12 protein-coding genes are annotated in these 11938 nt (G+C 41.7%); 7 read left to right on the top strand and 5 right to left on the bottom strand.

Features of this window, described 5'->3' with window-relative positions:
• Nucleotides 1-10: 10 nt before the first annotated feature.
• From SWOL_RS03755 to SWOL_RS03745, 3 genes are all read right to left on the bottom strand, one after another.
• On the bottom strand, nt 11-958 hold the full coding sequence (locus SWOL_RS03755; RefSeq protein ID WP_011640171.1) for a ParA family protein: 948 nt from the start codon (nt 956-958) through the stop codon (nt 11-13).
• A gap of 132 nt (nt 959-1090) precedes the next feature.
• A complete protein-coding gene (locus tag SWOL_RS13470; protein WP_011640170.1) occupies nt 1091-1663 on the bottom strand; it encodes a VanZ family protein in 573 nt (190 codons plus the stop codon).
• Nucleotides 1664-1730: 67 nt separating this feature from the next.
• Nucleotides 1731-2498 carry a DUF6119 family protein gene (locus SWOL_RS03745; RefSeq protein WP_041427369.1) on the bottom strand — a complete coding sequence of 256 codons (768 nt, stop codon included), beginning with the start codon at nt 2496-2498 and terminating at the stop codon, nt 1731-1733.
• A 164-nt stretch (nt 2499-2662) separates the two neighbouring features.
• Here SWOL_RS03745 and SWOL_RS03740 point away from each other — a divergent pair, with 164 nt between their 5' ends.
• The 4 genes from SWOL_RS03740 to SWOL_RS03725 all read left to right on the top strand — a co-directional run bounded on the left by SWOL_RS03740 (nt 2663) and on the right by SWOL_RS03725 (nt 6681).
• Nucleotides 2663-3883, top strand: a complete 1221-nt coding sequence (locus tag SWOL_RS03740; RefSeq protein WP_011640168.1) for a transposase — start codon at nt 2663-2665, stop codon at nt 3881-3883.
• Between the two features lie 99 nt (nt 3884-3982).
• Nucleotides 3983-4696 carry a tyrosine-type recombinase/integrase gene (locus SWOL_RS03735; protein WP_081424773.1) on the top strand — a complete coding sequence of 238 codons (714 nt, stop codon included), beginning with the start codon at nt 3983-3985 and terminating at the stop codon, nt 4694-4696.
• Entirely contained in the window at nt 4697-5662 is a 966-nt protein-coding gene (locus tag SWOL_RS03730) for a tyrosine-type recombinase/integrase (RefSeq protein ID WP_011640166.1), read from the top strand.
• Nucleotides 5659-6681 (top strand): tyrosine-type recombinase/integrase, encoded by a 1023-nt coding sequence (locus tag SWOL_RS03725; protein ID WP_011640165.1) that lies wholly within the window; start codon nt 5659-5661, stop codon nt 6679-6681. Before SWOL_RS03730 ends, SWOL_RS03725 begins: the two co-directional genes overlap by 4 nt.
• A 58-nt stretch (nt 6682-6739) precedes the next feature.
• Here the strand turns inward: SWOL_RS03725 and SWOL_RS03720 are convergent, their stop codons facing one another.
• Nucleotides 6740-7501: an IS21 family transposase gene (locus tag SWOL_RS03720; protein ID WP_011640164.1), complete on the bottom strand. Its 762-nt coding sequence runs from the start codon at nt 7499-7501 to the stop codon at nt 6740-6742.
• A 285-nt stretch (nt 7502-7786) separates the two neighbouring features.
• Between SWOL_RS03720 and SWOL_RS03715 the strand changes: the two genes are divergently transcribed.
• The 3 genes from SWOL_RS03715 to istB all read left to right on the top strand — a co-directional run bounded on the left by SWOL_RS03715 (nt 7787) and on the right by istB (nt 10560).
• Complete coding sequence (locus SWOL_RS03715; RefSeq protein ID WP_011640163.1) at nt 7787-8800, top strand: tyrosine-type recombinase/integrase; 1014 nt, start codon at nt 7787-7789, stop codon at nt 8798-8800.
• A gap of 154 nt (nt 8801-8954) precedes the next feature.
• A complete protein-coding gene (locus SWOL_RS03710; RefSeq protein WP_011640162.1) occupies nt 8955-9824 on the top strand; it encodes a Mu transposase domain-containing protein in 870 nt (289 codons plus the stop codon).
• A complete protein-coding gene (gene istB / locus SWOL_RS03705; RefSeq protein WP_011640161.1) occupies nt 9814-10560 on the top strand; it encodes an IS21-like element helper ATPase IstB in 747 nt (248 codons plus the stop codon). Before SWOL_RS03710 ends, istB begins: the two co-directional genes overlap by 11 nt.
• A gap of 716 nt (nt 10561-11276) precedes the next feature.
• On the opposite strand, the gene SWOL_RS03695 is transcribed toward istB, so the two are convergent.
• The gene (locus tag SWOL_RS03695) at nt 11277-11912 is read right to left on the bottom strand and encodes a YdcF family protein (protein ID WP_011640160.1); all 636 of its coding nucleotides are present in this window, start codon (nt 11910-11912) and stop codon (nt 11277-11279) included.
• Nucleotides 11913-11938 lie beyond the last annotated feature (26 nt).

Below are 11938 nucleotides of genomic sequence, written 5' to 3'. Positions count from 1 at the left end.
CTTCTCCCCCTCATATCCGATCCAGGAACTCACGCAGGATTCCCAGCAAAAGATCTCCCTGTTTGAGGGCATTGGCGCTTCGGTCGGCATATACCGGATACCCTTGTTCCGAAGCATTGGGTATCCCATCTCCCCGGGTCAGATAAGGTTCAAACATCAGTTCGTGATAACTATCCTGCAAACGCTCCCGGATTAGCTTCTGGCTCCGCTTAGGTGCCTCCCTGTTTTCCTCCACATTGTTGGCTACGATTCCCACCACCTCAATCATAGGATGGTCCGGTACTGCCGTGGCAAACTCTGTATTCAGACGATCAATCTCCTTCAAAAGCGATGCTATCCCATAAGAAGAGAGATGATCCAGTCCCGTAGGAATCAAACAATATTCACTGGCATACAGAGCATTCAGCGTAGTATAGCCTAGATTTGGAGGACAATCGATAAAGATATAATCATAATCACTGCATACCGGTTCCAGGATATCGTTAAGATATTGATATTTGTATATCTCCTTGCTGATTAATCCGCTTTGAAAACTCGCCCGGCTATTCATCGCGATATTCATATCGAGATAAACCAGTTCCTGGTGGGCCGGCAGCAAATCCATGCCCATGAATATCCTGCGGTTATCCATGCGTACCTGATTCTTTATTATATAATTATGCATGTCCACCACAGGAGATTCATTACAAATAAACAATTTGTACAAATCATAAATAGTGGGAATATTTTGTTTGTACACCAAATCCTCATACTTCTCAACATGCAGACAGGAAATGGACAGGTTACACTGGGCATCATTATCCACAAATAAGATACGGGGCATCTTTTCCGAACCCAGGTACTCCAGCCGCTCTTCCTTAGTAAGCATATGTAGTCCCGTACCCAGATGGTGGGTCATTGTGGTCTTTCCCACACCGCCTTTCCAATTCATCACACTAATAACTTTAGCTCCGCTCATTATAAATTACCCCTCTTCCGCAGTATTTAGGGTAATTATAGCATATTTTGCTTATATTTGACATATATATCAAGGGTTATATATAAAAACAAGTATTGGTAAGAATAAGTCCGGGGACTGGCCCCGGACTTATTATGAGCTCATTACCTCGGGACAAGGGGACAGTGGACCTGTCCCCTGCTTTCTCTGTCTCCATATAATAATCACCGATACCAGCAAGAATGCCGCCGCATCAACCCCGACGTCCTTTATGCTCCCGCTACGCCCGGCCACATAGACCTGGCTAAATTCATCCACAGCAGCAACCAGCAGCACCACCATAAAAGCCAGCAACCAGCCCCGTGCAGATATCTTCCCTCCGTCACGCTGGCTCAGCAAAAACCCCAGGCTCAAACAGCCATACAAAAACAAATGACCCAGCTTACGCAGAATAAACTGGATAAAGCCCACCGGGTCATTGCGGTTATCTATATATACACCTTTACCATAATAATCAAAACTTACCGGGGGCAAGTGCTGCACAAAACTAATAACCCCCTGGTATCTCTCTATTTCCCCGCTTAAATCCTGCCGGGCAAATTCCTGGTTGGAAAAACAGCCGATGGCAATGAGGTTTATAAGCAGCCAAATCCAGATATATGCATCATGCCGTTTATTATGAATCAGAGTATTATGGCCAGTACTCAAACTATTCTTAGCAGACAAATTCTAGTCTCTAAAAACTATTTTACCTTTATAAATAACATAAGGAGGTCTTCCATTATATACCAAACTACTTTTGTTTAACTTGAATAAGCTTAAGTGGGATATTCTGTATTCTTAACCTTTTATAAAGTTCAACAATAGAATACTTGGCAATACTAGATTCGAATTCCGTGCCATTAGTTATATTTCTTTCTTTTTTCGCCGTATCAAGAAAAGCAAGACAAAAAACAACATCTCTATCCATGAATATTTTAATAAAACTTTCTTTTGAAATAATTGACGCTTGTCCTGCTACTTTCTTCGCATAGGGAGTGGTTGCATTTTTCATTTTAAGTCGCTGATACAGTTGCCCAAAGAAATCATAATCCCTAGCAGCTAGTGCTTCTTTTAGAGTTCGTGCTGCAATATCAATCTGCAACGTTAAATCCCTCATATTATTGCCAAATCCTTTTTTAACATGAATAAGGTAAGCGGTCTTGCCGTCATATTTGAGTAAATCACATAACTCCATTCCATTTAGTAATACTTTATGTAACACTAGAAAACTACTCTTTCCAATATATTTTTGATTGTAACAATCTTCACCTTTATCGATTCCCCATGATTCAGATAGTAAATTGTGTTGAGTATTTTCCAAAACAATTTCTTTAAATTCTTGTTCTAACTTCTCAATAAACTGGTTTTCAATCTGATACCATTCTCCATCTATTCTGAAAAAAATCATATTATTATATTTTATTTCGCAATGAAGGTGTTTGAATAGGGGGGCTTTTGTAAGAATCTCATTATCATCATTAAAACTTGCAAGTTGTAGACTCTGCAAAAGTTTCCCCATCTCTTCCACTGTATCAACAATAAGCTGTTTTTGATTTGAGACTTTTGCACATTAGTTAAGACCCAAAATAATGGGGTTTTAGTCGTACAGAAAAAGGACTTCACCCCCATTTTGCCGAATTAATAAGTGACTAAACAAATAACCCGTAGGAGGCGAAGTCACTTATGAATATTCGACAGAACTGTATTTTCTCCTTTGAAGACGCATTAAAAATACAACCGAAATCAAGGCTTGAGAAAATAATTAACACCCTTGATCTAAAACCAGTTCTTTGCAAATTAGATAAACCTGGCGAGATAAGAGTTGGACCAAAACCATACCCAGCCTATGCGATGTTAAATGCCCTGATAGCTATGAGACTAGAGAACATGGGTACCTTTACTCAACTGGTTGAACGACTTACTTATGATCCTCATCTACGGTATGTTTGCGGTTTTGAACCATTTGGTACCGCGCCTAGCAAATCATGTTTTAGCCGGTTTTATTCAAAACTTGCTCAGAGCGGTTGTTTAGAAACATTATTTACTTCCCTGGTTAAACAAGCAGAGGAAATGGGCCTTCTTGATCTTAGTTCAGTAGCAATTGACGCTACCAAGGTAGAAGCTTATGAAAAATCCGTTCCCCGCAAGAATATCATCCAGGATGGTAATGTCGCTGATTGGGGTATTAAGAGTGATACCAACGGCAACCCTATCAAGTGGTTTGGCTACAAGCTCCATATTGGCACCGATGTAAAGTCCGGGCTTCCCATAGCAATGAAGGTAACACCGGCCAATTATTCTGATTCCAGTGTAGCTTTGGAGTTGGTTGAGAAATGTTGTGCCAATACTCAGTCCAAAATAGTTTACTTCCTGATGGATGCTGGCTATGACCACCGTGAAATATATTCTGTAATCAGAGATAAATACCACGCCCAAGCTATCATTGCCCTGAATAAGCGGGGTGCTAAACAACCTCCAGAAGGTTTTGATTGGGATGGAACTCCCATCTGTTCTGCCAGGTATCGGATGGTGTACTGGGGTTCCTATCAGGGAGTAAACAAGTTTAGATGTCCTCATATTATGGGTAAATGCGACTGTCCTTTTGGCTCCGCCTGGTGTTCTGATAGCAACTATGGAATGGTGGTAAAAACTAAAGTTAAAGACGATCCCAGGTTATTTTCAAGTCCCCACCGGGGCTCTGCTAACTGGCAGAAGCAATATAATTTGAGAACCTACTCAGAACGCTGTTTCAGCCGTTTTAAGGAAAACCTGGGTTTAGAAGACGGGCTAAACGTTAGAAAAATAACTAAGGTTGAAACCCACGCTTATCTCTGCGCTATAACTATGATTGCAGCTGTAATAGCAATAAACCAAGACAGCAGTACTAGATCATCAGCAGCATAATATTTTATCAGTTTTTTAAGAACTATCCCTTTAAAGGGAGGAGTATGCCCAATTACTGAAATTATTTATTAACGAATGTAACTAGATTGACTAACTGTAATTTACTGTAAAGCAGCGGCGCTGTGTTACTCAAATATTTGCTTTTGCTATACGGATTTTTTTGAGTTATGCAAAAGTCTCAATTACAAAAAGCATTGTAAAATCCCCACAACATACGAGGAGTCAGAAATAAGCAGAATAATTAAATCCGTAGAGCGTTCATCTGCAATAGGTAAAAGGGATTACCTGATTTTACTTTTGGCTGCAGAATACGGTTGGCGTACAAGGGATATCGTAAGTTTCCGTTTCAATCAGATTGATTGGGATAAAAACGTCATTCATTTTAACCAAAGTAAGACCGATATACCGGTAGAATACCCTCTTCTTTCATCTGTTGGTAATGCCATTGTAGATTATTTGAAGCATGGGCGTCCGAAAACAGATGCCAAGGAAATCATTGTAGCCGCCGATACTGCCAAAAAAGGACAACCGCTTTCGCCACCGACCGTCCATTCCATTGTCTCAAAATATATGAGCAAGGCCAATATTAAAAACTGGAAGAGCAAGAAGCATGGGGCTCATTCCTTGCGCCACAGCCTAGCGACCAACATGCTGAAAAATAATGTATCCATGCCCGTTATCAGCACCGTCATGGGACATCAGAGTACGGAAACAACCAAAATATATTTGTCCGTCGATATAGAGAAACTGCGGCAATGCCCTCTTCCCATGCCTGAACTGCATTCAGCACATTTCAGATGGGAGGTGCAATAAATGAACAGACCAATATTCCATTCTGTTTTTGCAGATGAGATGAATTCCTATCTGGATTACAAAATGTCTTCAGGCTACAAAGCTGTTAGTTTCTATGTCAATCTGCGACACTTTGATCGTTTCTGTGTCCAGCAGGAAATTAAAGAGCCTGTATTCACTACAGACAACGCAGTAAAGTGGATACAGAAAAAGGGTACCGAAGGCACGACCACGCATTATTCCCGGGTTAATGGAATCAAACAGTTTCTCATATTTCTCAGCAGAAAAGGCTATGATGTTTTTATCACCAGAGATATCAAGTTTAAGCCCACAGAATTCCAACCCCATATTTATACAGATGCTGATATAAGAAGATACTTCCATGCAGTAGATACCTATGAATCTGCCCAAAACCGCAAGAATGCAATCCAATACCCGGTCCTATTTCGCCTGCTGTATTGTTGTGGGACAAGAATTAATGAGACCCTAGGAATACGAAAAAAAGATGTGGATTTGGAGAATGGGATTATCAAGCTTTTTGAAACCAAGAATGACTGTGAGCGCTATATCATACTGGGAGATGATCTTCGGGTACTAATGAAGCAGTTTGCGGAAAAATGTTTTTATCTGCTGGGTGACGAGGACTATATTTTCACTACTTCTAATGGAAGCAGAATAAGTGGGGATGTTCTTTATGAGGTACACAGGTTATTTCTCCAGCAGGCTGGAATTCCTTATCTTGGAGGAGGAAAAGGTCCCAGAGTCCACGACTGGAGACATACCATGGCCGTGCGTTCTTTCAAGCAGATGATTGATGCTGGCATGGATATGTATGTGTCCCTTCCGATCCTGTCTACATATCTGGGACATAAAACGATATTTGCAACAGAACGTTATGTAAGGCTTACCATGGCCATTTATCCGTATATTGAGGATAAGTTCAGGTCAAAAATAGCGAGGGTGTTCGGGGAGGGAGCAGCGTTATGAAAAGAACTGATTTTGCAGCGTATCTGAATAAATATTTCACGGACTATCTTCCGAATACCTGCGGAAGCACTCCCCAGACGATTGATTCATACAGGCATTCTTTTATCCTTTTCCTGACATATATGCAGGATGAGTATCAGATCTCTGCTGATAGGGTGGATATATCTGATCTCACTTACGAAAATATAGTTTCTTATCTAAGCTGGCTTAAGGAAATCCGGTCAAACGGCGTATCAACAAGGAACCAGCGACAGGCAGCCTTAAACAGCTTCATCCGCTTCCTTATGTACGAATTTCCTGAACATCTACATGAATATCAAAGGATCCTTGGTATTCCAGTCAAGAAAACGCCGCAAAAAGAAATTTCTTATCTTAAAACCGAGGGTGTAGCATTATTAATCAGCCAGGTGGATTTAAACCGGCAGAACGGACTTCGGGATTATGTTATCCTTTCTCTGCTGTATACAACTGGAATCCGCGTCAGTGAATTGATACAGATCCGTGTAAAAGATCTTTCACTGCAGGAACCCTTCACACTTTTGGTTCATGGAAAAGGGCAAAAAAGCAGATATATACCGCTGATGCGCAGTACAATCCCTTTTATCCAAAAATATCTTGTTCAAAAAAGGTATGACAGACCGGAGAGGCTGGATGAATGGCTGTTTAAAAACCACATGAGCAAATCATTCACCAGACAGGGGATTAATTATATCGTAGGAAAATATACAAAAATGGCACGAGAAATCGCTCCAGATATGATTCCTGCCGATTTCAGTCCGCATAAAATGAGGCACACAACTGCCATGGGGTTGGTCGAATCTGGTGTGGATCTGATTTATATCCGAGATTTGCTCGGACATGAAAGCATAAAAACAACGGAAGTGTACGCAAGGGCAGATGCAATGCATAAACGTCAGGCCATCGAGGCAGCTAGTAAGGAAATCGTGCCTCCAGAAGAAGCCGAATGGGATAAAAATTCAAACCTGAAAGACTGGCTTAAGAATTTCAACCGAAGATAATTATGTAAAGAAATATCGTTAAGACTTTCGTTGTTTACATCGTTTTTATAGTTAATCTTTACATAATGAAAGTCTTAACATAACCCTTGGATTCTGGATCTGCTTTTCTGCACATGTAAATCTTGAATTTTCGGGTCTTTTGGTATTCTGCAAACTCTTTGGTGAGCAACAGATCCCCGCCGTTCTCGCTGACCAGTATAAGATGATCCTGATCATATACAATTTCCTTAGTCATCCCTCCATAATATTCAAATGCGTTTTCGTGAACCTTTATTAAATCTCGGGTTGTAAACGGACGATCCAGCCACTCTGCATATTTGTGCCGGGAGTGGGCCAACACGAAGGTTGCAAAGTAAAGGTTTACCTTTCTGCCAATGCTGCTATGTAAGATGATTTGTCCAAAATCCATCTGCATTTGCTCTCCGGCAGGTAATTCATCAACGGCTTCGTATTGACGCACATACTTAACCTGGGGAATACCACACTCCTCTCTTAAGTTTCTGACATAATTTCTGACTGTTCCTTCGCAAACACCTCCATCAAGTTTTCTTTCCTGCAGCCAGTCAAGTACCTGGGCACTGGTCATATCCTGATATTGTATCAACCAGGATTCAATTAGCTCTCGATGCTTATCTAGTTTCTTGCTCCGGGTTTTTCGATTTTCTAAAACCTGTTCCAATTCCTCTGGGGTCATATCCAGATACTTATACACTGTGGTTCGAGATAAATCTAGACGTCGGGATATCTGACTTACATTAAAATGCATTCTCCTTAGATCCTGGATAGCTAAATACATATTCCACCCTTCTACTATGTTCATTTCTTCCTCCTCTGCTATGATAAAAGCTGTTATATTTCCAACCCTATCATAGCGGATTTGGAGGATTGTGGTAAATACTGTTCATTCTTATTTGTTGTTTTCTGTCCATTTTAGTTTATCGGTTACAAATGGATCTATACGTTGCAGTTCCTGTGCTTGCATCATATGTTGGACATGTCAATTTAATTGATACTGAAAGGTATATCCACCTGACTGAACACGGATATGATGAATTCATGTGCAGGGAGGGAGCACTTAAAACGCTGATACCGGAGGTGGATGCATATGAAGGATAACTCGCTTTCGTACTATGTACAGAATTATTTTTTATCATATCTCATATCTCAGAGGGGATATGGCAATAATACTGTCGCCTCCTACCGTGATACATTTAAGCTGCTTTTTATGTTCCTAGAATCCGACGGCAAAAAACTGTCCAAGCTGAAATTAACGGATATCAGTCAAACTTGCGTATTGCAGTTTCTGGAATGGGCAGAAACCGAGAGGCATAATTCCGTCTCAACTAGAAACCTGCGGCTTACTGTGCTGAAATCCTTTTTTGGCTATGTACTTTCAACATCACCTGAATTCTCGGGGCAGTGTACCGATATAATCAATATTCCTGCCAAGAGGGTCGAGAAAAAGCCACCACTTTATCTGACGGAATCAGAGACGAAGCTTCTTCTTAATGCTCCCGATAGAAACAGCAGGGAGGGTATACGCCACATGGCAATCCTTACGCTTCTTTATGACTCGGCATGTCGAGTGCAGGAACTAATAAATCTCAATGTGGCAGATGTAACCATAGGTCGCTGCTGTAAAGTATTTGTCAAAGGTAAGGGCTCTAAATATCGCGAAATACCGATATTCGGTGAAACCGGCAAGATTTTGGAGCGCTATATCAATGCATATGGTCTGAAACCAGGCGAGGTACTATTTACAAATAGAAGTGGCGGACGGCTTACCAGGGCAGGCGTTTCCTATATAATGAACAAATACAAAAAAATCTTACAGGAACGATATGCCAACAGATTTAACTCAAATCTTTCACTTTCACCGCACCTGATGAGACACAGTAAGGCGACCCATCTTGTAAATGAAAATGTTAATATCTATAATGTCAGGGATTTTCTTGGACATACATCGGTAATCACAACACAGGTGTATCTAACTTCCAATCCTGAGGTAACTAGAAAGGCAATAGAAAAAGCTTCAAGCAAAACCGTATCAGAAAGCAATGACTACTATTCCCTACAAGAAAAAGAAGACTTATTGGCATTTCTGGAAACATTGATATAAAATTTAATGTAAAGTCGGACTGAAGAACAACAGCCTGATTCCGACATTTCAAGTTCGGCTTTACATTATTGCAAACTATACATTAAATCTCAAAACTGGGATACTCAGCAACAAAAAATATGAAGATCCCATTGTTAATCGTGCTTATCAGGAATTGGCAGATCATTATCAGACAGCCATTCTTCCCGCCAGAGTAGCCGCACCTAAGGACAAAGCTGCTGTGGAAGGGACAGCGGGACAGGTAACATCCCACATCATTGCCAAACTGCGTAACCGTCAATTCTTTGACATCAATGAGATGAATGCAGCCATCAGAAAAGAACTGGATCGTTTCAACCACAATGAATTCCAGAAAAGAGAGGGTAGCCGGTATTCTGTGTTTATGGAAGAAGAGCTTCCATTCATGCAACCATTACCCAAATACCCCTATGAGTTTGCACAATGGAAAACTGCTACTGTGCAGTTGAATTACCATATAACGGTAGATTACCAGAACTACTCGATTCCCTATGAGTATGTCAAGAAAAAAGTGGATGTAAGATACACCAAAAACATGATTGAAGTCTTCTACAAAGGTTCCCGTATTTGCAGCCACAAGCGCCTTTATGGGAGGCGTGGGCAGTATTCCACGGTCATTGACCATATGCCCGCAAATCATCAGCTATACAGTGAGTGGGACTCTGCGCGTTTCCTGAAGTGGGCTGCAGGAATTGGGAATTCCACAAAAGATGTTGTGCAGAAACTGCTTGATTCATACCGGGTAGAGGAACAGGCCTATAAGGGTTGCCTGTCCCTGTTGAAACTGGCAGATAAATACTCGCCTGAACGCCTGGAAAACGCATGCAGAATAGCACTTATCAGGATTCCCAGCCCCCGGTATAAAAATATTAGACTGATATTGGAATCCGGTCAAGACAAAAAGGATGAAGGTACTTCCCAATCTCATTCCTCATCACCAGCATCCAACAAGTATGCCTACGTAAGGGGAGCTGCTTATTACGGAGGTGGAAGCCATGAAGAATGAGACAATAAGAAAGCTGAAAAACATGCGTCTTCCTGCATTTGCAGAAGCTTACCAAAAGCAAATTGAGAACGAGATAGAGTATCAGTCATTGTCTTTCCATGAAAGGTTGGCGCTTTTGGCAGATGCTGAATATGATTCCAGACATAACAACAACATCCGGCGTCTGATTAAGAATGCCAAATTTGTTAACTCATCCGCTTTTCTTGGAAATATTGAGTATCTTCCAGACCGGCATCTGAACCGTGATCTGTTGGAAAGCCTGGCCAATAATGAATATATCCGTCAGAGTCTCAATGTCATCCTCATAGGAGCTACTGGATCTGGAAAAACATATATTTCCAATGCGCTTGGTGTCAATGCCTGCCAGTCAGGTTATAAAACGAGATACATCCGTCTTCCTGAACTGTTCAGTGAATTTGAAGCAGCAAGGGTTCAGGGTAAGTATCAGCAGCTCATGAAGCAGTATCAAAAATACTCCCTTATGATTCTGGATGAGTTCCTGCTGATTCCCACATCTGATTCTGAACAGAGGGATTTGCTCGAACTGATGGAGTCCCGCTGCGGTCAATCATCGACTATCATCTGCTCTCAGTTTGTCCCTGAAGGTTGGCATGAAAGACTGGGAGGAAGTGCCTTGGCCGATTCCATACTGGATCGAATCATCCCATCAGCGTATACCATGATAATTGATGGAGATATTTCCATGCGTCAGAGAAAACGGCGAATATCTGAATAATATGAACATATTGAGGAGCCATCCTAAAGGGTGGCTCCCACCAGCAACTCAGTGGCTCTATGTAAGAGATTGAGTGGCTCTATTTCAGGAGATTAGGGGGCTCCGGAAACTCGTAATATTCATCCATTACCTGGTACCGTTTAATTCTAGCTCAGGAGTTCGTTTTTCAGCTTCTGGATAGCTTCCAACGGCAAATCCGTGATTTTTTCGACAATAATCGGCTCTATTCCTAGCAGTCATTGTCTTTCCATGAAAGGTTGGCGCTTTTGGCAGATGCTGAATATGATTCCAGACATAACAACAACATCCGGCGTCTGATTAAGAATGCCAAATTTGTTAACTCATCCGCTTTTCTTGGAAATATTGAGTATCTTCCAGACCGGCATCTGAACTGAACCTTCAATCCCGGCTCGTCCCGCTCAACAAAGGGTTTAAACAGATGCAGAATAGTCATCAGCGACTTTCGGTATACGAGATCCTAACAAAACAGGCGGCGGGTTCTAATACCCCGCCTCGCTGCAGCAGTGTGTTGAAGCTGCTCCGCAGTTTCTTCCTATGCTTAAAATAGGTACCATAAAATCCACATATTTTTACTGGAAATAGTTTAACATATTTCAATGGAAAATAGAACAATTGTTCTAAATCGCTCGGTAAATTTCTCTTCAAAATTATTAACGGGGAATTATCCGGATTGTTATCGTTTATTCTTCCTTCTATCATCTCCACCTGTCCACCACATAAAAGTTCACCAGCTTTACATATTCCGATACCACCCGTTTGGCATCCTCCCGGGATTGCCACCAGGCGGCAGCATTAAAATCGTCATAGGGAGTAGGGCAGGAAAGCACCTTCACATCCTGACCCGAATCTGCTAATGCCCAACAAAAGATTTTTGCCGCCCGCTTGGAATGAAACTTCGAGCTTACCAACAATACCATATCTACCCCCGCTTGTTGCTCCTTAAGATATTGGGTTACTATAAGAGCTTCATCCTGGGTGCTGCGGGCATCCCCCGGTAAAATAATAAATGCTTCCTCCGGTATCCCCAGCTGAACCCCCACCGAAGCCGCCAATTCCGCATCCCGGGGCAGCTCCACTCCACGGGACTCCAATAGTTCATAACCGGGCTGCCAGTTCTCCACCATCATAATATAGGGAGCATAACCCTTTTCATAAAGCTCCACTGCCCCCAATATCCTATCCGGGCCGCTTCCCATAAGTACGATGATAAAGTCAGCTTTTTCCGGAGAATCGCTGCTTACTATTCCCACTCCGGCATAACGAAAAAATACTGCCAGCAGAGCCAGCAATATTATGCATATGAATAAAGCCTTTTTCTTTTTTGCCTTCACAAACAACGCTCCCACCTGCTATTTCA

Source organism: Syntrophomonas wolfei subsp. wolfei str. Goettingen G311, from assembly GCF_000014725.1.
GTDB lineage: Bacteria > Bacillota > Syntrophomonadia > Syntrophomonadales > Syntrophomonadaceae > Syntrophomonas > Syntrophomonas wolfei.
This window is presented reverse-complemented; position numbering and strand designations above follow the sequence as displayed.